General features: G+C 54.1%; 22 protein-coding genes and 1 tRNA gene. 9 read left to right on the top strand and 14 right to left on the bottom strand.

The features are described 5' to 3' along the window. Positions 1–193 precede the first annotated feature (193 nt). A complete protein-coding gene (locus AUP42_RS13015) occupies positions 194–1,288 on the top strand; it encodes an NADH:flavin oxidoreductase/NADH oxidase (RefSeq protein ID WP_062952041.1) in 1,095 nt (364 codons plus the stop codon). 121 nt (positions 1,289–1,409) lie between these two features. On the opposite strand, the gene groL is transcribed toward AUP42_RS13015, so the two are convergent. Next, positions 1,410–3,065 (bottom strand): chaperonin GroEL, encoded by a 1,656-nt coding sequence (groL, locus tag AUP42_RS13010; RefSeq protein ID WP_062952040.1) that lies wholly within the window; start codon positions 3,063–3,065, stop codon positions 1,410–1,412. Between the two features lie 59 nt (positions 3,066–3,124). Further along, positions 3,125–3,412, bottom strand: a complete 288-nt coding sequence (gene groES / locus AUP42_RS13005) for a co-chaperone GroES (protein ID WP_007090384.1) — start codon at positions 3,410–3,412, stop codon at positions 3,125–3,127. Between the two features lie 455 nt (positions 3,413–3,867). Between groES and rfbC the strand changes: the two genes are divergently transcribed. Then, positions 3,868–4,419 (top strand): dTDP-4-dehydrorhamnose 3,5-epimerase, encoded by a 552-nt coding sequence (gene rfbC, locus AUP42_RS13000; RefSeq protein ID WP_062952038.1) that lies wholly within the window; start codon positions 3,868–3,870, stop codon positions 4,417–4,419. Positions 4,420–4,439: 20 nt separating this feature from the next. On the opposite strand, the gene rfbA is transcribed toward rfbC, so the two are convergent. The 5 genes from rfbA to glmU form a co-directional block, all read right to left on the bottom strand. Further along, positions 4,440–5,321, bottom strand: a complete 882-nt coding sequence (gene rfbA, locus AUP42_RS12995) for a glucose-1-phosphate thymidylyltransferase RfbA (protein WP_062952037.1) — start codon at positions 5,319–5,321, stop codon at positions 4,440–4,442. Between the two features lie 3 nt (positions 5,322–5,324). Beyond that, entirely contained in the window at positions 5,325–6,227 is a 903-nt protein-coding gene (gene rfbD / locus AUP42_RS12990) for a dTDP-4-dehydrorhamnose reductase (RefSeq protein ID WP_062952036.1), read from the bottom strand. A gap of 2 nt (positions 6,228–6,229) precedes the next feature. After that, positions 6,230–7,285, bottom strand: coding sequence for a dTDP-glucose 4,6-dehydratase (rfbB, locus tag AUP42_RS12985; protein ID WP_062952035.1), 1,056 nt, complete (start codon positions 7,283–7,285; stop codon positions 6,230–6,232). A 42-nt stretch (positions 7,286–7,327) separates the two neighbouring features. Beyond that, positions 7,328–9,151, bottom strand: a complete 1,824-nt coding sequence (glmS, locus tag AUP42_RS12980) for a glutamine--fructose-6-phosphate transaminase (isomerizing) (RefSeq protein WP_062952034.1) — start codon at positions 9,149–9,151, stop codon at positions 7,328–7,330. Between the two features lie 61 nt (positions 9,152–9,212). Beyond that, complete coding sequence (gene glmU, locus AUP42_RS12975; protein WP_062952033.1) at positions 9,213–10,556, bottom strand: bifunctional UDP-N-acetylglucosamine diphosphorylase/glucosamine-1-phosphate N-acetyltransferase GlmU; 1,344 nt, start codon at positions 10,554–10,556, stop codon at positions 9,213–9,215. A 242-nt stretch (positions 10,557–10,798) separates the two neighbouring features. Here glmU and AUP42_RS12970 point away from each other — a divergent pair, with 242 nt between their 5' ends. After that, positions 10,799–11,482 carry an HAD hydrolase-like protein gene (locus AUP42_RS12970; RefSeq protein ID WP_062952032.1) on the top strand — a complete coding sequence of 228 codons (684 nt, stop codon included), beginning with the start codon at positions 10,799–10,801 and terminating at the stop codon, positions 11,480–11,482. A 79-nt stretch (positions 11,483–11,561) separates the two neighbouring features. Then, positions 11,562–11,638, top strand: a tRNA-Val gene (locus tag AUP42_RS12965). Between the two features lie 161 nt (positions 11,639–11,799). Here AUP42_RS12965 and araD read toward each other — a convergent pair. From araD to chvE, 4 genes are all read right to left on the bottom strand, one after another. Next, the gene (gene araD / locus AUP42_RS12960) at positions 11,800–13,548 is read right to left on the bottom strand and encodes an L-arabinonate dehydratase (protein ID WP_062952031.1); all 1,749 of its coding nucleotides are present in this window, start codon (positions 13,546–13,548) and stop codon (positions 11,800–11,802) included. Positions 13,549–13,702: 154 nt separating this feature from the next. Next, on the bottom strand, positions 13,703–14,890 hold the full coding sequence (gene mmsB / locus AUP42_RS12955; protein ID WP_062952030.1) for a multiple monosaccharide ABC transporter permease: 1,188 nt from the start codon (positions 14,888–14,890) through the stop codon (positions 13,703–13,705). 11 nt (positions 14,891–14,901) lie between these two features. Further along, entirely contained in the window at positions 14,902–16,425 is a 1,524-nt protein-coding gene (mmsA, locus tag AUP42_RS12950) for a multiple monosaccharide ABC transporter ATP-binding protein (RefSeq protein ID WP_062952029.1), read from the bottom strand. A gap of 149 nt (positions 16,426–16,574) precedes the next feature. Next, positions 16,575–17,654, bottom strand: coding sequence for a multiple monosaccharide ABC transporter substrate-binding protein (gene chvE, locus AUP42_RS12945; protein WP_062952028.1), 1,080 nt, complete (start codon positions 17,652–17,654; stop codon positions 16,575–16,577). A gap of 224 nt (positions 17,655–17,878) precedes the next feature. Between chvE and AUP42_RS12940 the strand changes: the two genes are divergently transcribed. The 5 genes from AUP42_RS12940 (at position 17,879) to msrB (ending at position 21,756) form a co-directional block, all read left to right on the top strand. Next, positions 17,879–18,865, top strand: a complete 987-nt coding sequence (locus AUP42_RS12940; protein ID WP_062952027.1) for a LysR family transcriptional regulator — start codon at positions 17,879–17,881, stop codon at positions 18,863–18,865. A gap of 101 nt (positions 18,866–18,966) precedes the next feature. Beyond that, positions 18,967–20,013, top strand: coding sequence for a hypothetical protein (locus AUP42_RS12935; protein WP_062952026.1), 1,047 nt, complete (start codon positions 18,967–18,969; stop codon positions 20,011–20,013). A 158-nt stretch (positions 20,014–20,171) separates the two neighbouring features. After that, positions 20,172–20,726 carry an AAA family ATPase gene (locus tag AUP42_RS12930; RefSeq protein ID WP_062952025.1) on the top strand — a complete coding sequence of 185 codons (555 nt, stop codon included), beginning with the start codon at positions 20,172–20,174 and terminating at the stop codon, positions 20,724–20,726. 31 nt (positions 20,727–20,757) lie between these two features. After that, on the top strand, positions 20,758–21,213 hold the full coding sequence (locus AUP42_RS12925; protein WP_082824763.1) for a thermonuclease family protein: 456 nt from the start codon (positions 20,758–20,760) through the stop codon (positions 21,211–21,213). A 102-nt stretch (positions 21,214–21,315) separates the two neighbouring features. Beyond that, positions 21,316–21,756: a peptide-methionine (R)-S-oxide reductase MsrB gene (gene msrB / locus AUP42_RS12920; RefSeq protein ID WP_062952024.1), complete on the top strand. Its 441-nt coding sequence runs from the start codon at positions 21,316–21,318 to the stop codon at positions 21,754–21,756. A gap of 8 nt (positions 21,757–21,764) precedes the next feature. On the opposite strand, the gene AUP42_RS12915 is transcribed toward msrB, so the two are convergent. The 3 genes from AUP42_RS12915 to AUP42_RS12905 form a co-directional block, all read right to left on the bottom strand. Beyond that, on the bottom strand, positions 21,765–22,040 hold the full coding sequence (locus AUP42_RS12915) for a hypothetical protein (protein WP_156484615.1): 276 nt from the start codon (positions 22,038–22,040) through the stop codon (positions 21,765–21,767). A gap of 104 nt (positions 22,041–22,144) precedes the next feature. Further along, positions 22,145–22,639 (bottom strand): HAD family acid phosphatase, encoded by a 495-nt coding sequence (locus AUP42_RS12910; RefSeq protein WP_082824762.1) that lies wholly within the window; start codon positions 22,637–22,639, stop codon positions 22,145–22,147. Beyond that, the gene (locus AUP42_RS12905; RefSeq protein ID WP_062952022.1) at positions 22,636–23,226 is read right to left on the bottom strand and encodes a histidine phosphatase family protein; all 591 of its coding nucleotides are present in this window, start codon (positions 23,224–23,226) and stop codon (positions 22,636–22,638) included. Before AUP42_RS12905 ends, AUP42_RS12910 begins: the two co-directional genes overlap by 4 nt. Positions 23,227–23,228: the final 2 nt, after the last annotated feature.

Here is a 23,228-nt window from a genome sequence, read left to right as displayed (position 1 = left end):
TTCCGCAAGTAGGCGCGCGCATTTTTTTGAAAAAATTTTTGCACCTTACTTCACCATCCTCCCTGCCATTATCTGCCCGATCATTCCACAAGACGGAAAACCCTTGGGTCCCTATGGCGCGATCAGCAATTTCCAACTAGCTTCATGCCATTGTCGGCAGAAACCCCTGCCCCCACTGATACAGGACACCTCCATGAGCCACCTTTTTACGCCGCTCTCCATTGGCAAGCTTGAACTGGAAAACCGCATTGTCATCGCACCGATGTGCCAGTATTCCGCCGAGAACGGAAAGTTTACCGCATGGCATGACATGCATCTGGGCAATTTGGCCCAATCAGGCGCCGGCCTTCTGATTATAGAAGCCACCGCAATCGAACCGGAAGGTCGCATTACCTATGGTGATGTTGGATTGTGGGATGATGAAACCGAAGCAGCTCTTGGCAAAACCATTACCGCTGTGCGCAGCCATTCCGACATGCCGATTGCCATTCAACTGGCCCATGCCGGACGCAAGGCATCCTGCGAAAAGCCCTGGGATGGCGGCGGCGCCATCGCGCCAGATCACAAAAATGGCTGGCAGGTTGTTGCACCGTCTACAGTTCCGTTCCGTGCAGGTGATCCAGAACCCGAAGCACTAAGCACGTCACGCATTCGAGAAATCGTTCAGAGCTTCACGGACGCTACAAAGCGTGCGGATCGCCTTGGTATTGACGCGATCGAGGTCCATGCGGCACATGGCTATTTGCTGCATCAATTCCTGTCGCCGCATTCCAACAAACGCCAGGATGACTATGGCGGGTCGCTTGAAAACCGCATGCGGATCGTGATCGAGGTTTATGATGCAGTTCGCGCCGCGTTCGATCCTTCCAAACCGGTCGGCATTCGCATTTCGGCATCCGACTGGGTCGAGGGCGGCTGGGATATTGACCAAAGCGTCCAACTGGCACGCGTCCTCAAGGAACGCGGCTGCGATTTTATCGATGTATCATCCGGCGGTCTTCACATTGACCAGAAAATCCCCCTTGGTCCGAACTATCAGGTTCCCTTTGCGGAACGCATCAAATCGGAAACCGGCATGATCACCATCGCGGTTGGCCTGATCACGGAACCAGAACAGGCAGAAGCCATCGTCTTCACCGGTCAGGCCGATGCCATAGCGCTTGCGCGCGGCATACTCTATGACCCACGCTGGCCCTGGCATGCTGCCGCAGCACTTGGTGCCGAGGTCAAGGCTGCCAATCAGTATCTGCGCTGTCAGCCAAGAACGCTGAAAAAACTGTTCGGTTAATCCGGAAAACCCCTGCCATCCTATCTGCTTGCGGGGATTTTATCTCAATCGATACCGAAACAAAAAGGGCCTCGCAGTGCGAGGCCCTTTCCGTAGTGAGAAGGTCGGTTGGTGGTAAAGCTTAGAAGCCCATACCGCCCATGCCGCCCATACCACCCATGCCGCCCATGTCAGGCGCGCCACCGGAGGATTTGTCTTCCGGCTTTTCAGCGATCATGCATTCGGTGGTAATCAGCAGACCTGCGACCGATGCTGCGTCCTGCAGGGCAGTACGAACAACTTTGGCCGGATCGATGATGCCAGCTTTGACCAGATTGGTGTATTCACCTTTCTGGGCGTCGAAGCCGAATTCAACATCATCCTGCTCAAGCAGCTTACCAGCGACAACCGCGCCATCAACACCTGCGTTCTGAGCGATCTGACGGACCGGAGCCTGCAGCGCACGACGAACGATGTCGACACCGATGGTCTGGTCGTGGTTTGCACCTTCAAGACCGTCAAGAGCACGGGTTGCGTACAGCAGGGCCGTACCACCACCAGCGACAATGCCTTCTTCGACAGCAGCGCGGGTTGCGTGCAGGGCATCATCAACGCGGTCTTTGCGTTCTTTCACTTCGATTTCCGAAGCACCACCGATTTTGATCACGGCAACACCGCCAGCGAGTTTCGCCAGACGTTCCTGCAGTTTTTCACGGTCGTAATCCGAAGAGGTTTCTTCGATCTGTGCACGGATCTGGCCAACGCGGGCTTCGATCTGGGCTTTCTCACCGGCACCATCAACAATGGTGGTTTCTTCTTTGGTGATGGTGATCGACTTCGCGGTACCAAGCATATCGAGCGTAACGCTCTCAAGCTTGATGCCGAGATCTTCGGAGACAACCTGACCACCGGTAAGGATGGCGATGTCTTCGAGCATTGCTTTGCGACGGTCGCCGAAGCCCGGTGCTTTGACAGCAGCGATTTTCAGACCACCACGCAGCTTGTTGACGACCAGCGTTGCAAGAGCTTCGCCTTCGACGTCTTCAGCAATGATAAGAAGCGGCTTGCCCGACTGAACGGCAGCTTCCAGAAGCGGCAGCAGCGGCTGCAGCGAGGAAACTTTTTTGTCGAACAGAAGAACATACGGGTTGTCGAGTTCCGCGACCATCTTTTCCGGATTGGTTACGAAGTACGGCGACAGGTAACCACGGTCGAACTGCATGCCTTCGACAACGTCGAGTTCAGTGTGCAGGCCTTTGGCTTCCTCGACGGTGATAACGCCTTCGTTGCCAACCTTTTCCATGGCTTCAGCGATCATGTCGCCGACTTCCCGGTCACCGTTAGCCGAAATGTTACCGACCTGAGCAATCTCATCCTTGCCCGACACCTTACGTGCACGGCCCTGGATGGCTTCGATTACTTTGGTGGTCGCAAGATCAATACCGCGTTTCAGGTCCATCGGGTTCATGCCGGCAGCAACGGATTTGTTGCCTTCACGAACGATTGCCTGTGCGAGAACGGTTGCAGTGGTGGTGCCGTCACCAGCCAGATCGGCGGTTTTGGAAGCCACTTCGCGCAGCATCTGTGCGCCCATGTTTTCGAACTTGTCAGAAAGTTCGATTTCCTTGGCGACCGAAACACCATCCTTGGTCACGCGCGGCGCGCCAAAGGATTTTTCGATGACAACGTTACGGCCTTTCGGGCCAAGCGTCACTTTAACGGCATCAGCAAGGATGTCGACACCGCGCAGCATTTTCGCGCGTGCGTCGGTGGAGAATTTTACTTCTTTAGCAGCCATAATATTCTTTCCTCTCTATGAGACGGATGAACGTGGATTTAAGTCACCAGAGGGCTGACTTATTCCATGATGCCCATAATGTCAGACTCTTTCATGATCAGCAGCTCTTCGCCATCGACCTTGACTTCGGTGCCCGACCATTTGCCGAACAGAACCTTGTCACCAGCCTTGACGTCAAGCGCGACAAGCGAGCCGTCTTCTTTGCGAACACCGGAACCGACAGCGATGATCTCGCCTTCCTGCGGTTTTTCTTTCGCGGTATCCGGGATAATGATGCCACCGGCAGTCTTGGTGTCGGATTCGACACGACGCACCAGCACACGATCATGTAACGGACGGAACTTCATGTTAGACAACTCCGTGTTTAAATATGGCTCGATTAAGTACAAAACTAACCGGGATGAGCCCGTATTAGCACTCACCCCCGGCGAGTGCTAACAGCATGTATTGAACCTATCGGATTTTGTCAACAGAAGAGAGCAAAAGGACGCAAAAATGTCATGATTTCAGGGATTTTCTCGCACTTGCGAGAATTAAATCGGCGCACTTCGCCCGCGCACCGCAGCATGATCATTTCGGTGAAATATCCCTATCACGCGCGCAGTCTCATGACAAAGGGCAATATTGTGACGTCATTCCTCATATCTGTCATCCCCCCTGGTAGATGCTTTCCGGGATTTTGTTTCAACCAAGGTCCCAAGCATCTTTATAAGTTATGTTAAGTGAGATATTCGTATTGTTGAACATTGGCCCGACCGGAACGCTGGCCTATGGTTTGCCCCCCTTCCAAAAAGGTGATTCTATGAAGCTTGAATCTCTGGAAATCCCCGAGGTAAAATTGCTGTTCCCGAAAAAATTCGAAGACGAGCGGGGCTTCTTTTCTGAAACCTATAATCAGGAAGTGTTTGCAAAAGCCGGGATTACCCAAGGCTTCGTCCAAGACAATCATTCGCTGTCAAAAACCGCTGGTGTTTTGCGTGGCCTGCATTTTCAGCGCGAACCATTTGCCCAGGATAAACTCGTTCGGGTTTTGCGTGGCCGCATCCTTGATGTCGCGGTCGACATTCGCCCCAATTCGCCTACACTTGGCAAATCGGTTATTGCCGAAATCAACGCAGATGACTGGAACCAGATTTTTGTTCCGCGCGGCTTTGCCCACGGTTTTCTGACGCTCGCCCCCGATACGGAAGTTGTCTACAAGGTAAGCTGCCCTTACACCCCATCGGCGGAGCAGGCCATTCTCTGGAACGATCCTGATCTTGCGATTGATTGGCCGATGGATGAAAGCCGGTTGGTACTTTCGGCCAAAGATGCCAATGCCATGTCGTTCAAGGACTACCTCAAAATGGTCTGAGACCGAAGCTAAACCCGGGATTACATCCGATGCAGGCTGCGCAAAACGGATCGCAGATAGTCGCGATACGAACTGGCACCAAAAGCATCAATCAGCTTTTCAAATTGCCCCTCATCAATTAGGCCTGTGCGTAATGCTATTTCTTCGGGGCAAGCAATTTTAAGGCTTTGCCGCTTTTCTACTGTTTCAACAAAGTTTGCGGCATCAAGCATCGCACCATGGGTTCCTGTATCAAGCCAGGCATATCCGCGCCCCATCTTTTCTACATGCAACTGCCCACGTTCCAGATACGCATTGTTGACATCGGTAATTTCAAGCTCACCACGCGCCGATGGTTTTATGGATCTTGCGATTTCAACGACCTGCGCGTCATAGAAATACATCCCGGTCACGGCATAATTCGATTTCGGCTCTTTCGGCTTTTCTTCAATTCCCTTTGCCATTCCCTTGTTATCGAATTCGACGACACCGTAACGTTCAGGGTCCTGCACATAATAGGCAAAAACCGTTGCGCCGGTGGTCTGCTTCATCGCGTTGACCAGAAGCTCGGTCAGGCCATGCCCGAAAAATATGTTATCCCCCAGAACCAGACAGCACGGGTCATCGCCGATAAATGCAGCCCCGACCCGAAACGCATCGGCAAGACCGCGGGGCTCTTCCTGAACGGCATATTCGATCTGAAGCCCCCACCTCTGACCATCACCCAACAGCTCACGAAATAACGGTAAATCGCGCGGCGTACTGATCAAAAGGATTTCCCTGATCCCGGCCAACATCAATGTCGTCAGCGGGTAATAGACCATTGGCTTGTCGTAAACCGGCAACAGCTGCTTTGACACAACCATTGTCGACGGATGCAACCGCGATCCGGTTCCGCCCGCAAGAATGATGCCTTTACGCATTTTCTATCTGCCCGCTTGAAGGTTGTTCAAACATGTCGGAAGGCTTTCCGAAATATCAGGCAGCCCATAACCGAAAGTATCGGTAAATTTCTGTGTCGACATTATGGAATAGGCTGGACGCTTGGCAATCGTTGGAAAGGCATCCGAGTTTACCGGATCAATCCTGCAATTTTTCCCAGTCCAATTTGCCCCAAACTGCGCAATCGCAGCATCCTGAATACGTTTGGCGAAATCAAACCATGTCATCTGATTATCGGACACAAGATGATAGGTCCCAAATCCGTAAAAATTCGGATCAAGTATCACCGGTAATAATCGCAAGGTCGCATTCGCCAGATCAATTGCCGATGTCGGACATCCATGCTGATCATTCACAATCGTCAGAACATCACGTTGCGCCATTAATCCCAGCATCGTTTTCACGAAATTCTTGCCAAACGGACTGTAAACCCAGGCTGTGCGCAAAATAAGGTGGCGCTTAGCCGCAGCCCTCACCGCGCATTCGCCTGCCAGTTTGCTGGCACCGTAAACGCCAAGTGGCGCGACCGGATCATCTTCGCAGTATGGGCGCTGTGACGCGCCATCAAAAACATAATCGGTTGAAAAATGGATCAGCGGAATATCAAGATCGTAGGCAGCACGGGCCATCATATCAACGGCATCGCGATTGACCCGATAGGCGCTATCACGATCATTTTCAGCAAGATCAACAGCCGTATACGCAGCCGCATTGATGATCACCTGCGGATCATTGTTGCGAATCACGGCGGCAATAGACGACAGATCGGATAAATCGCACTTGCTTCGATCCAAGAGTGTCAAACGGACTTGCGGGAAAGTCGCGTCACATAGCGCCAGACTTCTTCCCAATTGGCCGTTTGCGCCAAAGACAAGTGCATTAATCATCACTATTTCACCATTCCGAGCCGCTCACCTGCATATTTATCTTTCAGGATGGGCTCCCACCACGCCCGATTTGCCAGATACCATTTCACTGTCTGCTCCAGACCGCTTTCAAAGCTATGTTTTGGTTCCCAGCCAAGCTCGTCGCGTATCTTCGATGGATCAATAGCATACCGCCAGTCATGCCCCGGGCGGTCGGTCACGAACCGAATCTGCGCCTCAAAGTCACCTGTCACAGCATCGGGCTGAAACCGCGACACAACATCAAAGATGCTGCGCACGACGTCAATATTTGCAACTTCGTTGCAACCACCGACATTGTATTTCTCGCCAATTCGTCCCTCGGTCAAAATGGTAAAAAGCGCGTCTGCATGGTCTTCAACATGAAGCCAGTCCCGCGTGTTTTTGCCATCGCCATAAACCGGCAACGCCTTGCCATGCAAGACATTTAGGATCATCAGGGGGATCAGCTTCTCGGGGAATTGATAGGGCCCGTAATTGTTCGAACAATTACTGATAATCACCGGCAACCCATACGTATGATTCCAGGCGCGCACCAAGTGATCCGATCCCGCCTTGCTTGCAGAATATGGCGAATTGGGCGCATAGGGGGTTTCTTCTGTAAAAAGCCCCTCGTCCCCAAGCGAACCATACACCTCGTCAGTCGAAATATGATGAAACCGGAAAGTCGACCGTCGTTCAGCAGATAAGCCGTTGAAATAATCCCGTGCTGCTTCCAGCAAGGTGAATGTACCAACAAGATTCGTCTGAATAAATTCAGACGGCCCGTCAATCGAACGGTCTACATGGCTTTCTGCCGCCAGATGCATCACAGCATCGGGTTGAAAATCTTCAAAGATCCGGTCAAGTTCCACCCGATTGCAGATATCCTGTTTCACGAAACGATAGTTGGGTAATGAAGAAACGCTTTCAACGGTGCGCAAATCGGCCGCATAGGTCAGCTTGTCGAGGTTCAATACCTCGATCTTTTTTTGCCCTGCCAAAAGCCGACAAACCGCCGACCCGATAAAACCCGCACCACCCGTAACAATCACCTTCATGTATTCAACTACCTGTGCAACCTGTCGCCTGAAATATCGACCTTATTCCACCGTAACCGATTTGGCGAGGTTACGTGGCTGATCGACATCCGTGCCCTTGTGAACCGCCACATGATAGGCCAGCATCTGAACCGGAATCGTATAAAGGATCGGTGTGACGAAGTCCGCAACCTTTGGCAGTTCGACCGTGGCGGATGCCATATCGCCAAGCTTCGCAAGCCCCTCTGCATCAGACAGGAAAATTACCCGTCCGCCGCGTGCGGCCGCTTCCTGCATGTTCGATGCGGTTTTTTCAAAAAGTTCGTCGGACGGTGCAATCACGATGATCGGAACCGACTGATCAATCAGGGCAATCGGGCCATGCTTCATCTCGCCCGCCGCATAGCCTTCGGCGTGGATATAGGAAATTTCCTTGAGCTTTAGCGCCCCTTCCATCGCAATCGGATAGCCAAGGCCACGGCCGATATAAAGCACATCGCGCGCATCAGCGATATTGATCGCAAGTTCACGGATTTCATCGTCATGATGAAGGACTTCGGCCGCATGTTTTGGCACTTCGGTCAGCGCGTTGACGATGGCGGCTTCCTCATTCTTGTCCAGCGTGCCGTTATCGCGCCCGATCGTCACGGCAAGACAGGCCAGAACAGTTAACTGCGTCGTAAAGGCCTTGGTCGATGCGACACCGATTTCCGGCCCGGCATAGGTCAGCAAGACCACATCGCTTTCGCGTGCAATCGTGCTTTCGGCCACATTGACGATGGAAACAATTTTCTGCCCCTTGGACTTCGCATAACGAAGGGCAGCCAAGGTATCAAGCGTCTCGCCCGACTGCGAAAGGAATAGCGCAACGCCGCCTTTGGGAAGCGGCGGGCAGCGATAGCGGAATTCAGACGCAATATCGATATCAACACCCAGTCCGGCGTAGCGTTCGATCCAGTGCTTTGCCACCATACCGGCATAGTAGGATGTGCCACACGCGACAATCGTCAACCGGCTGACATCATTAAACGAAAACGGCATATCAGGCAGTTTGATCGTCCGCGTCGCCGGATTGATAAAGGCATGGAGCGTATCGCCAATTACCGCAGGCTGTTCAAAAATTTCCTTCTGCATGAAATGGTTATAGTTACCCTTGCCCATCATGGCCCCGGAAACAGCCGACAGCTTGGTTTCGCGGGTAACGTCATTGTCATGCTCGTCACGGACCTGAACGCCATCGCGGGTCACTTCGACCCAATCACCTTCTTCAAGGTAAATCAGCCGGTTCGTCAGGTGCGACAGTGCCATCGCGTCCGATCCAAGATACATCTCGCCCTCGCCCAGACCAACCGCAAGCGGCGTACCACGGCGCGCACCAAAAATCACGTCATGCTGCCCCGCAATCATGATCACAAGTGCAAAGGCACCCTCGATGCGATGCAAGGTGGCAGCAACCGCGTCACGCGGCGATTTGCCCTGATCAAGGAATTCCGACACAAGATGAACGATAACCTCGGTATCGGTATCCGTGGCAAAAACCCGGCCCTTGCCGGAAAGCTCCGCCTTGATTTCCTGATAATTTTCAATGATGCCGTTATGAACCACAGCAACCTTGCCGTCGGTGTGCGGATGAGCATTGTTTTCGGTTGGTACGCCATGAGTCGCCCAACGGGTGTGACCAATCCCGACGTCGCCCGACAACGGTTGTTCAACAAGACGGTTGGCAAGATTGATCAGCTTGCCCTCGGCACGGCGACGGTCGATATGACCATTCACAAGCGTTGCAATCCCGGCACTGTCATAGCCACGATATTCAAGCCGCTTGAGCCCCTCAAGAATACGGTCGCTGACGCTGTTCTTGCCGATAATGCCGATAATACCGCACATATTACTGTCTTCCCCGTCGAAATTTTGCCCGTCGCGCGCAAATGTGGCGCGTCAACTACCGTTACTTGCCCAGAAGGGCCTTCATCTTTTCGCGAAATAGCTTGGCCCAACCCGGCTTATCAAGCCTTTGCGCACGCTCGATCACCAGGGCATCGGCCTCGACCGTGCCGGTAATCGTGCTGCCCGCACCAATAATGGCACCCTCACCTATTGTTACGGGGGCAACCAATGCCGAATTGGAACCGATAAATGCACCAGCCCCGATATCGGTATGCTGTTTGCGGTAACCGTCGTAATTGCACGTGATGGTCCCGGCCCCGATATTGGCCTTTGCCCCGACCCGGGCATCACCGATATAGCTCAGGTGATTGACTTTCGCGCCGTCTTCAACAACGGCCTTTTTGATCTCGACAAAGTTGCCAACCCGGGCACCGGCACCAATTTCCGCCCCCGGCCGCAACCGGGCATAAGGACCAATATCGGCCTTGTCACCCACGACACAGCTTTCAAGATGGCTAAAGGCCTTGATCGTCACGTCATCGCCAACCGTAACACCCGGGCCAAAAACCACATTTGGTTCGATAATCACATCCCGGCCCACTTTAGTGTCGCACGCCAGATAAACCGATCCCGGATCAATCAGGGTCGCACCATTGGCCATCGCCGCCTCGCGCAAGCGTTCCTGCATCAGGGCTTCAGCCACAGCAAGCTGGCTTCTGGAATTCACCCCAAGTGTTTCTTCCTCGGCGACCTCGACTGCAACGCAACTGTTTCCGTTGGCACGCGCCACCTCGACCGCGTCGGTCAGGTAATATTCGCCCTTGGCATTGGCATTACCAATTGCTTCAAGGGTTTCAATCATGCTTTCCGCCCTGAAGCACATCACACCGGAATTGCAAAAATTGATCGCACGTTGCGTTTCGTCACATTCCTTGTCTTCAACAATCGCCAGCAACTCGCCATTTCCCGGGTCGGTAACAAGGCGCCCGTAACCCGTCGAATCTTCCGGGCGAAAGCCCAGAACCGCAACCGCGTGATCGCCATCCTCACGCGCGGCAACAAGGCGCGACAAGGTTTCAGCGGTAAAGAGCGGACTGTCGGCATAAAGCACAAGGACATTACCTGTAAGCCCCCGAAGGGCCTCTTTGGCGGCAAGTACCGCATGTGCGGTTCCAAGACGATCAGTTTGTTCGAATGTCGGATGAGGAGAAACGGCTTCAATCAGCTTGGGCATATCAGGGCCGACAACAACCATGGTTTTGGCTGCGTTCAGATGGGCCGCCGTATCAATCACATGATTGACCATCGGCTTGCCTGCAATCTTGTGCATGACCTTCGGAAGCGCGCTTTTCATTCGCGTTCCCATACCCGCAGCCAGAACCACCACACTTAATTCACGCGACATGCTTTAACCCTGTAGTGCCATGCGTTGCACGGCGTCCCTTTGCTTCGATCCAGTCACAATATGCAGTCCGGACCCGCCACAACCGATTTGAAGCAACTCCTAACCTATAATCCCCAAGGGCAAAAGCCCCGAAAGAATCACGTTTTGTTACTTCGTGTTAGCAGATGTTACCGTTTGTTAATGGCACCATTTCGGTTAAGGTCCGATAAACTGGTATTCGTTTTCAAAGGCAGCATCGCAAAATGGCAAAATTCATCCTGTTCGATCTTGACGGCACCCTGATTGACGGGGTGGATGATCTGCTGTTTGCGATGAACGAAACCCTTGCCGCCCACGACCTTGCGCCACTCGCCCGTCCCGAACTCGAAGCCATGCTGGGCGATGGCACCAAAATGCTGACCAAACGGGCGTTTGATGCACGTGGGCTCATGATTGATGATCAACAACTTGATGACTACGAAGCCGATTTCACCACGCGTTATATCAGCACCGACTATGCCCATACCCGGCTGTTTGAAAATGCCGAGGCAACCCTTCGCAATCTGGCGTCCGATGGCTGGATCATCGGTCTGGCATCAAACAAGCCCACAGCCCCCTGCAAACGCATTCTTGAAAGGCTGGGTGTGTCCGATCTGTTTGCCGTGATTGCGGGGGGTGATGCAACGGACGTTAAAAAGCCCGATGGCGGCCATTTGACATTCGCCCTTGATCAAGCCAGATATGATCGGGCACGGGGTGATATTGCCATCATGGTTGGCGATCACGCCAATGATGTGAATGCTGCGCGCGATTTTGGCATTCCGGCCATTGCGGTTGCCTTTGAAGTCGATGATACACATGCAAAAAATCTGGGCGCGGACGGGGTTGTTACTGCATTTGAAACTCTGCCGGACGTGATCGGAAAAATCGTCAAACAGGCTGCTTGACACCCCCTGACCACCCCCTTATAACCCCGCGCTACCGACGGAAAACAAGCCACCCAACCGGGCCGCGATTTCCGTTTTCGGGCGTATAGCTCAGTTGGTTAGAGCGTTCCCTTCACACGGGAGAGGTCACAAGTTCGAATCTTGTTACGCCCACCATTTCCCCAAAAAATCGATCCTTTCACATTATTGCCCGCGCGATCCCCCGCAGGGAAACTGACCGTCTTTATTGTGGTGAAGAACAAAAAACCGGTCAGCAGTTTCCTGCCGACCGGTCGGAGTGCGCAATCAACGCTATCGCGTCTTGCGGGAGATTTAGTCTAATGGCTGTCTTTCGGAATTTCCTTGCCGCGATGACCGACGAGGAAGTCGAAATCGGCCCCCTTGTCCGCGCCAATAACGCTTTTGTAATACAGCGACGCATAGCCACTTTCGGGTACCGGCACCGTCGATTTCCAATTATCAAGGCGCTTTTTAAGCTCCTCGTCACTGATATCGAGGTGCAGTTTGCGGTTTGGTACATCAAGTTCGATCATGTCGCCATTCTGCACCACCGCCAGCGGCCCACCAGCAGCAGCTTCGGGGGATGTATGCAGAACCACCGTGCCATATGCCGTGCCGCTCATACGGGCATCGGAAATACGCACCATGTCGGTAATGCCCTTGCGTAGCACCTTGGGCGGCAAGCCCATATTGCCGACCTCGGCCATGCCCGGATAGCCTTTGGGGCCGCAGTTTTTCAGGACCATGATGCAGTTTTCATCGATATCAAGGTTCTCGTCATAGATCTTGCCCTTGTAATCATCGATGTCTTCAAACACCACCGCACGACCGCGATGGGTCAGGAGCGCCGGTGTTGCCGCAGACGGTTTCAAAACCGCACCATTGGGCGCAAGGTTGCCTTTGACAACCGCGATGCCGCCGCTTTGGGTCAGGGCCTTTTCGAACGGCCGAATGACATCGTCATTCCAGTTCTGAACATCCTTGACCTGATCCCACATGGTGTCGCCCGATACTGTCAGTGCATCGTTATGCAGCTTGCCAGCCTCGCCCAGCGCCTTGATCACGACGGGCAAACCACCAGCATAGAAGAATTCCTCCATCAGGTATTTGCCCGATGGCTGCAGATTCACAATCGTTGGAATATCACGACCCAGACGGTCCCAGTCATCAAGTGTCAGATCGATGCCAACACGCCCGGCAATGGCGAGCAAATGGATCACGGCATTGGTTGAACCACCAATCGCACCATTGACCCGGATCGCGTTTTCAAACGCTTCCTTGGTCATGACGTCCGATGGTTTCAGATCATCCTTGACCATCTGCACGATCCGGCGGCCGGTCACATGCGCCATCACGCGGCGGCGGCTATCCACGGCCGGGATCGCGGCATTGCCCGAAAGCGCCATGCCCAATGCCTCGGCCATGCTGGCCATGGTGGATGCGGTGCCCATCGTGTTGCACGAACCGGGCGAACGCGACATGGCGATTTCGGCTTCAAGGAAATCTTCGGTGCTGATCTTGCCAGCCTTGCGGTCTTCGGAAAGCTGCCAAAGCGACGTGCCCGAACCGATATCCTGCCCGCGCCATTTACCGTTCAGCATCGGCCCCCCGGTAACCACGATCGCCGGGATATCAACGCTGGCAGCCCCCATCAGAAGTGCCGGGGTGGTTTTGTCACAGCCCACCATCAGAACCACACCGTCAAGCGGCGTTCCGCGCAGCGCTTCTTCAACATCCATGGCCGCAAGGTTGCGGAACATCATGGCGGTCGGGCGCAATGTGCTTTCACCCGCCGAGAAAACCGGGAATTCAAGCGGCAAGCCACCAGCTTCGTAAATACCGTGCTTGACACGCTCCGCCAGATCGCGCAAATGCGCGTTGCAGGGGGTCAATTGCGACCAGGTATTGCAAATCCCGATCACCGGACGACCGTCAAACAAATCGGACGGCAGGCCCTGATTCTTCATCCAGCTACGGTGATAGATATTGTCCTTGCTGGTTCCACCGAACCAGCCTTCCTGCGAGCGCAGGACACGCGGCCATGCCGCCGGTTTGAACTTCGTCATGCCCGTTCTCCTTTATGAGTTTTTATCGAGACGGGTCCGATCCCATATGGATGTGGCATTCCATATGGGGGACTTTGAACGGCACGGCTTTGCAATTACCTGACCCCAGACAATTGATCCTGACCGAACCGTGCCGTTCCTCGTCTGCATGTTGTTACGCTTTGTTCTTGTTATAAACGTCAAAGATCACGGCAGCGAGCAGCACCAGGCCCTTGATAACCTGCTGCCAGTCGATACCGACGCCGATGATCGACATACCGTTATTCATGACACCCATGATCAGCGCGCCAACCACGGCACCGATCACCTTGCCAACCCCGCCAGACATCGACGCACCACCGATAAACACGGCCGCAATCACATCAAGCTCGAACGCAAGACCGGCTTTCGGTGTTGCTGTGTTCAAGCGCGCGGCAAACACCAGCCCGGCGAGTGCGGCAAGCATGCCCATATTGGCAAAGGTCAGGAAGGTCAGGCGCTTGGTATTGATGCCCGAAAGCTTGGCCGCCTTTTCATTCCCGCCCAGCGCATAAATACGGCGCCCAAGAGTCGTGCTGTTGGTGATGAAGGTAAAGATCGCAATCAGAAGCGCCATCACGATCAGAACGTTCGGCAAACCGCGATAGGTCGACAGAAGATAGGTGACATAAAGGATCGCAAGACCCGCAATCGCATGTTTGGCGGCAAAGAATGCCATCGGCTCTTCGACTTCGGCAAACTTCGCCTGTTTGGCACGGGCCCGCAGACCAAGAACCGGCAGGATCACGGCAATCGCAACACCAAGAACCATCGAAAAGACGTTAAACCGGCCTTCAATCAAACCGGCAAAGAAGTCCGGAAGGAAGCCAGACGACATCGCCTGGAAGCTGTCCGGGAACGGCCCGACAGATGCCCCACCCAGAAGGGCCAGCGTCAGCCCCTTGAACACCAGCATGCCCGCAAGGGTCACGATAAAGGACGGAATACGCCAATAGGCCACCCAGTATCCCTGTGCGGCACCGATCACCGCACCGACGATCAGACAGGCCGGGATCACAATAACCGTCGGCAAGTCCCAATGGACAATCATCACCGCAGCAAGCGCGCCGATAAAGCCAACGACCGAGCCGACCGAAAGATCGATATGGCCACCGACAATCACCAGCAGCATGCCTACTGCCATGATGATGATATAGCTGTTCTGAAGGAACAGGTTGGTCAGGTTGACCGGTTTGAGCATCACGCCATCGGTCATAACCTGGAAGAAGGCCAGAATCGCGATCAGCGCGATCACCATGCCGTATTCGCGCATGTGCGTGCGCAGGTAATAACCCATTGATTTGCTGCTAGAAGTATCCGTCATTGTCTGCTTCCTCACGCTTTCAGGATCATGCGCATGATTTTTTCCTGGCTGGCATCGTTTGCCGCCAGTTGCCCTTTGATCTCACCCTCATTCATCACGTAGATGCGATCGCACATGCCCAGAAGCTCCGGCATTTCCGACGAGATCATGATGACCCCCTTACCGTCGGCTGCCAGCTGGTTGATAATCGTATAAATCTCGTATTTCGCACCCACATCGATACCACGCGTGGGCTCGTCCAGAATAAGGACCTCCGGCCCGGCAAACAGCCATTTCGCCAGAACGACTTTCTGCTGGTTACCACCCGAAAGATTGACCGCCTTTTGCGCGACATTCGGGGTGCGGATATTGATTTTGCTGCGGTATTCCTCTGCCACCTGACGTTCGGCACCTTCATTGATGACACCACGTTCGGCAACACCATCAAGATTGGCGAGCGTAATATTGGTCGTGATGCTTTCTTCAAGCACCAGCCCCATTTCCTTGCGATCCTCGGTGACATAGGCAAGACCCGACGCAATCGCCTTTTCGACGGTCGTTACATCCGCAGGCTTGCCATTGATCAGGACTTCGCCGCTGATGTCCGCGCCATAGGCACGGCCAAAGATGCTCATGGCAAGTTCGGTCCGCCCGGCCCCCATCAGACCGGCAATGCCAACAACCTCGCCCGCCGCAACATCGATATTGACGTTTTTGACGACCTTGCGTTCAGGATGCAGTGGATGGGTCACATTCCAGTTGCGGACTTCCATCAGCTTCGCCGTACCGATATTGGGCGTACGATCCGGATAGCGGTGCGCCATATCGCGCCCGACCATATCCTTGACGATATCGTCCTCGGTAATTTTGCCGCCGCGCGCATCTAGGGTCGAAATCGCCTTGCCATCGCGAATGATCGTGATGCGGTCCGCAACGCGATTGATCTCGTTCAGTTTGTGCGAAATCAGGATCGACGTAATGCCCTGCGCCTTGAATTCCAGCAACAGGTCCAGAAGCTTCTGGCTATCATTTTCCTGCAAGCTTGCCGTGGGCTCGTCAAGGATCAGAAGTTTGACCTTTTTCGAAAGCGCCTTGGCAATTTCAACAAGCTGCTGCTTGCCGACACCAATATTCGTAATCAGTTCGCTGGGTGTTTCGCGAAGGCCGACCTTTTTCAAAAGCTCGCCGGTGCGCGCAAAGGTCGCGGGCCAGTTGATCACACCATTTTCACAAATCTCGTTGCCCAGAAAGATGTTTTCGGCAATCGACAGCAACGGTACAAGTGCCAGTTCCTGGTGAATGATGATGATGCCGCGCTCTTCGCTGTCGCGGATATCCTTGAATTCCTGCACATCCCCGTCATAAAGGATGTCACCTTCATAGCTACCGATCGGGTAAACGCCGCTCAGTACCTTCATCAGGGTCGATTTACCGGCCCCGTTTTCGCCGCAAAGGGCGTGGATTTCACCACGTTCCACCTTCAGGCTGACATCGTCCAGCGCCTTCACCCCCGGAAAGGTTTTGGTGATGTTGCGCATTTCCAGGATGGTATCCATCCGGTCCTCCCACTGCCGATGCTATTGCAACGGCCATATTCTCGGTCGCAGTCTTGTTTACCTGCAACTGTCCATTTTCGGCAGCACAGGAAAAAGGCGGGCCAGCATTCAAGAGCGAGCCCGCCCTTTGTCACGTTCAGATCAGCAAATTACTGAACCTGATCCTTTTCGTAGTAGCCCGAACCGACCAGGATTTCTTCCCAGTTGGATTTGTCGACCATGACCGGTTCCAGCAGATAGGACGGCACAACCTTGACACCGTTGTCATAGGTTTTGGTGTCGTTGATGGTCGGTTCTTTACCGGCAAGAACGGCATCAACCATCGAAACGGTGACACGTGCAAGTTCACGGGTGTCCTTGAAGATCGTGGAATACTGTTCACCGGCAAGGATCGACTTGACCGACGGCAGTTCCGCATCCTGACCGGTTACAACCGGCATTTTCATGTCGCCAGAACCATAGCCAACGCCCTTAAGCGACGACAGGATACCGATCGAAAGACCGTCATAGGGCGACAGGACACCATCTACCTGATCGTCAGTGTAATAAGCCGACAGCAGGTTATCCATACGGGCCTGTGCAACCGCACCGTCCCAGCGAAGGGTACCGACCTTGTCCATGCCCATCTGGCCGGATTTGATCACAACCGTGCCCTCATCGATCAACGGCTGCAGAACCGACATTGCGCCGTTATAGAAGAAGTAAGCGTTGTTATCGTCCGGCGATCCACCGAAGAGTTCAACGTTGAACGGCGGTTCGCCCTGCGCCAGAAGACCGTCAACAAGCGAGGTTGCCTGCTGCACGCCGACCTGGAAGTTATCAAAGGTCGAATAATAATCGACATTGGCACTTTCGCGGATCAGGCGGTCATAGGCAAAAACCTTGATCCCGGCGGCCTTGGCATTTTCAAGTGCATTCGAAAGCGTGGTGCCGTCGATTGCAGCAATCACAAGGACATCGACGCCCTTGACGATCATGTTTTCAATCTGGGAAAGCTGGTTGGGAATATCGTCTTCTGCATATTGCAGATCGGTTTTGTAACCGGCGTCTTCGAACTGCTTAACCATGGACTCGCCGTCCGAAATCCAGCGTGCCGAGGATTTGGTGGGCATCGCGATCCCGACATATCCTTTTTCATCGGCATGTGCATAACTGCCAGAAATCATCGGGCTCATCATTGCGGCCGCGCCAAAGGCGACCCCTGCCATTACGGCACTGAGACGTTTCATATCTTTCCTCCCTAAAAGACACGGCCTTTACAGCCTTTTGCCCGACTTTCCAGGCAAAGCTGCCTGTATGCGCCGCGTCTTTGTTTTTCGCTTGGTAATGCATCCCGTTTTCCCGCGAGATGCGGCGCCATTATTCCGGGGCCAGACATAACAATCAAATAAGGAATTTCGAAACTTGCATATCAAAAATGATATATTAAACTTGCCCGGCAAGGAGAACCATCATGACCGAACCTGCCAAGACGCTGCCGCTCAGTTCCGCGAAATCCCTGCTGTTTCGATCCGGAAATCTGTTTCAACGTGGCCTGAAGCTTAGCCATCTGCGCATGATCGTCGCGATGGAAGAAACCGGGCAGATCAGCCAGGCCGCAGACATGTTGCAAACATCGCAGCCCGCGGCATCGCGTCTGTTATCGGAAATGGAAACCATTCTTGAAGCCCGACTGTGCGTGCGAGGATCACGCGGTATTGAAATGACCAATGCCGGTCGCGCCCTTGCCCGGCGTGCGCGCAGCATGCTGATTGAAATCCGCGAGGCCGAACGCGAGATCGAGGATATCAAACATGGCGGCGGCACGGTTTTTATCGGTGCGGTGACCGCCGCGGCAGTCGATCTGGTCGTGCCCGCGATCCGAACCGTACAGTCGATCAATGCCCTGCTTGAAGCCCATGTTTCGGTCGGGCCATCGCATTTGCTGATCAAGGATCTGCTGGCGGGCGATCATGATTTTGTCATTGGCCGCGTGCCCGAGGACATGGACCCGCGCCAGTTCAATATCCGCGAAATCCGAAGCGAGAAAATCCGCCTGATGGTCCGCGCCGGGCACCCGTTGCTTGCCGAAAACAAAGCGGTATCCCTTGCCCGTCTTGCCAAGTTCGAATGGATTTTACCGCCACCGGGCAACCTGATGCGCCGTACGATCGAAGATGTCTTCATCTCGCGCCATTTGCCTTTGCCGCATTCCAGCCTGAATTCCGCGTCACTTCTGGTCACTCTTTCCACCTTGTCGGGCACCGATGCCATTGCCCCGATGGCCGAAGAAGTCACATCGCTTCTGAGTATCGGGGGCATGATTGCCGAACTGCCATTTGACGATGCGATTGAAATCAAGCCTTACAGCCTGATTACCGCGCGCGGGCATCGTCTGTCGCCATCGGCACAACTTGTTTCGGACCATATTCTGGCCCGTATCGAAAAGCCCGATCCATAATTTGTGCCACTGCCCCGGCCCCTACCAAATGCGAGTGGCGCAATGGCATATGTTTCGCATAAGATTTTGACACAAATACAGAACATTTCACCGGACACGTAATGCGACCTGTAACACTTGCAGTTTTGACAGTTTTGACAACCGGACTGGCTCATTTTCCCGCCACAGGCTTTGCGCAGGAAAATGCTGCCGAGATGCCGGTGGCCGATCCTTATGTCCTGTTTGACCTGCGCGACGATTTTGTCTGGAACCTGACGCATTACCAGATCCTCAACCCCGACGAGGATGTTGTAAGAACCCTGATCGCCGAAGCCGATCAGGGTCAGATGATTTTTGACATGGTCCTGCGTGATACAGTCCCGCCCTATTGTGAATTGCGGTTTGATCCGACGATTTGTGATGATCGTGGCACCCCGGTCGACTGGTATAGCGACCTTCCACAGACGATCTGCATGGATATTCCGGCCAATGTTACCTTTGACCATGCCGACCGGTTAAAGGGGGCAAAGTACCTGTGCCTTGAACCACGTGAACGACTTCTGTTGCCCGAAAGCTGGCAAAACAGACCATCCGGTGCGCAAACCTATCTGTCGCAGCGGATCGAACCTGGGGCTGTTACGGTCCGCGATGATATCGCCACCATCGATATCCTTGTCCTTGATGCCATAAACACCCCGCTTTCGACATTGACACCCGAAGGATATGGTGACGCCAGAACTGGCATGACCGAGGATGAAGTTCGTGCTGCCATGATCGAACCGATGACATCAACCCGCGAAGGGACCGAGGATGCCGAATGCTATCACCTGCAATCGGCTGGCGGCCCGACGGGGCTTGGCTTTATGATGGTCGATAGCAAACTGGCCCGCATTTCGGTCTATGCCGACGAATATGACATCGCCACCAGCCTGATCCGAACTGGCCGCGCCATTCAGGTCGGCGATACCATTGATGACGTGCGCGCCGCCTATGGCGATGGCCTGATCGAGGAAGAACACGAATATGACGGCCCCGATGGCCGTTATCTGACATGGTGGGCAAATGATGCCAAAACATCGGGCATCCGCTTTGAAACCGGGCGGGACGGCACCGTAACCGCCATCCATGCCGGGACCGGCTCTATCGCCCGCTCCGAAAGCTGCTACTAGGCGTCCATCTCTGTATTGACAGCCTGTCGCCAGCGGATTAATGCCCTGCGTCTCCCTGCCTTGCGGGCGTCCTGCCCCAAAGGTCCAAACAATCATTTTTACGCCATCAGCTTGCCGCAAAGCGCTTTCATATCGTGCGCCTTGTGCAGGGAATACGAATGCAATCGCCTTATCCATCCAATCTTGTTGTCATCACCGGCGGGCCCGGTGCAGGCAAGACCACATTGATCAATTATCTTCATGAACGTGGCTATGAAATCAGCCGCGAAGTCGCGCGTGCCGTGATCGAGGAACAGCAGGAACGCGGCGGCAATGCCCTGCCCTGGGGCGATAACGAAGCCTATGCCGGGTTAATGACGCGCGGTTCGATCCGCGCCTGGCAACATGGCATGGGTCAGGACCCGCAAACGGTTTTCTTTGATCGCGGCCTGCCCGATACGCTCGCGCACCGTGAACTTTCCGGCCTGCCCGATGATCCCGGGCTTAAACGCGCCATTGAAACCTATCGCTATCGCAGAACGGTTTTCATCCTGCCGCCATGGTCGGAAATCTACAAAAACGACAATGCGCGAACACAAAGCTTCTCTGAGGCCGTCAGAACATATGTCGTTCTGTATCGCACCTATCTGCAATGCGGTTATGAGCCGGTTGAAATCCGTAAAGGTCCCGTCGAACAACGCGCCGCCCAGATTCTTGCCCGCCTGAAACTTTAATCCGCCTTAGACAAGTCAAAAGAACACGCCCATGCCCCGCCGGTTCGTCCATCACACGATCATGACTTCGCTCCTCGTTACTCTCCTCGCCCCTATCGCTGCCAACGCCACCTGCTATGACTGGCCGCTTCGTGAACGTCAGGGCGAATATGCCTATGACGGCGACACCATCTATGTGAATATCCCCGGCCTTCCCGGCGAAATTGCCGAAATGTCGGTACGTGTGCGTGGGGTGGATACGCCCGAAATCCGTGGCAAATGCGAAACCGAAAAATCCCTTGCCGGCAAAGCCCGCGATTTCGCGCGTCAAAGCCTGAAATCGGCCAAACGCGTTGAATTCTGCGAACCTGAATGGGGGCGTTATGGTGGGCGTGTCGTTGCATCGGTGCGCATTGACGGCAAGGCACTTGATCAGGAACTGATCAATCAGGGTTTCGCCCGCCCTTATGACGGCAAAACAAAGCGCCAGCCGTGGTGCCAAGGGTGAACAAGCCACCAAAATCCATAACTTTGCCGTGAAGGCACTGGACATTGCGGCCAATCCGACCATCTTCGGAAGCATGACCAAATCACGCCTGCCGGAGTAACCATGACGAAATACACCAAGAACCCGGACGCAATCAAAGCCCTTGACGCCAACCAGTATCACATCACGCAAAACAGCGGCACCGAACCGCCGTTTCGCAATGAATTCTGGGATCACAAGGAAGATGGGCTTTATGTCGATATCGTCTCGGGCGAGCCATTATTCACATCCCGCGACAAGTTTGATTCCGGCTGCGGCTGGCCAAGCTTCACCCGCCCGGTCGAAACCGATCATGTCGTCGCCCGCGAAGACAATACGCACGGCATGCGCCGGATTGAAGTCCGCTCCAAACATGGCGACAGCCATCTGGGCCATGTCTTCCCCGACGGCCCCAAAGAAGCCGGTGGCCTGCGTTACTGCATCAATTCCGCATCGCTTCGCTTCATCCCGGTCGGCGACCTTGAGGCCGAGGGATACGATATGTATCGAGAGCTTTTTGAATAGCTTCAGCGCTAGGTGCTGATAGATACAGATACAAGTATTCCTATCATCGAAATGACCATACTTGCAGCCGAAATGCCGATCGCCCAGCTCGCTAGGCGACCAGCATTTCGGCTATTCTTTTCTGAAATCGCCATCATTAAATAGGAATTGACCTCGCTAGCAGAGAGATTAACGCCATACATTTGGGACCGAAGGGTTCGCAAGTAAGCAACATACTCGTCCAATTCCGTCAAACTCATGTCGCCAACAGCTTTCCCCCAAACAGTAATTCTATCCGCCTTCATGATTGCTCCGATCAACATAAACCGAGATGTTTCTAGTGATTTAAACTAGACTCAATTCATTAGTCACAGAATGCAAATGTACCGAGCGGGTATACGAAAGGGTCTTAAAAATCCCCCGGTGCGCATTGCAGACAGGTCAGCCCCATATCACGCCATTTGTCCACCACCCGCTTGCGATCATCGACCACCAGCCATGGGTTAAAACCATCCGCCCGGATTTGTGCCAGAAGGTCTTCCTTGACTTCCTCGTCCGAGCGGTGATCTGCATCTTCTGGGCGCAGATACATGCCGTCAAACGGAATGCCATGCGCACGAAGCCATGCTTCGGAGCGGTGCTGCCACCCGGCCGGGCGGCCCGAACAGATCACAATCGCCTGCCCGGATTGATGCAGAACCCGCAAAAGCCGTTCGATATTTGCAATCGGGGCGGCCTTGTCCATTTCATCGAAAAACGCATCCCAATGCTTTTCCACCCCATGCACCAGATGCCCCAATTCATCGGCATCGAAATGGGCCAATGTGCCATCCATATCAAACACCACCGCATCACGAACGGACGATATGTTTACCCCTGCAGTACTGGTTGTGGGTTGGCTCACGCGGAAATCTCCCTGATCAAATCTTCGGTCAAATTTTCATATTCCCATCCCATTGCCGTCGGACGAAACAGGATCGGTGTTGCATTGGCAATGCGCGGGCCTTCGGCATCAAAGCCGGTCATATAAAGAATGCAGCGCCCGACACCCGAATGGGCTACCACCACGGTCAGGCGATCACTGACCCCGGCCAGCGCGGTCTGCATGGCAAACGACACGCGCTGGCACATGGCATCAAATCCCTCGCCATTGGGCGGGGTATCGAACCGCGAACACACTTCGGAAATCGGGCGCCCTTCAAGGTCACCCCAATGGCGCTCGCGCAACCCGTCAAGAATGTGCAATTCATAATCGGGCAAAACCAGTTCGGCTGTTTTGCGCGCCCTGTCCTGCGGGCTGACATAGACCGCCTGCCATTTTCCCATCGCCATCAATGGTGCAATCGCACGCGCCTGTTCGCGGCCCGCATTGTTCAATGGCGGCTCGCTTGACCCGGCGATGATTTCGGCCTTGTTGGCATCGGTTTCCCCGTGCCGGATAAACACAAACGGCGCTTTCGGAAAATCGAACGTCTTTGCAGGATAAATCATGT

It is taken from the genome of Thalassospira lucentensis, assembly GCF_001613805.1.
GTDB lineage: Bacteria > Pseudomonadota > Alphaproteobacteria > Rhodospirillales > Thalassospiraceae > Thalassospira > Thalassospira lucentensis_A.
Note: the sequence above shows the minus strand (reverse complement) of the source record. Positions and strands in the feature narration are given on the sequence as shown.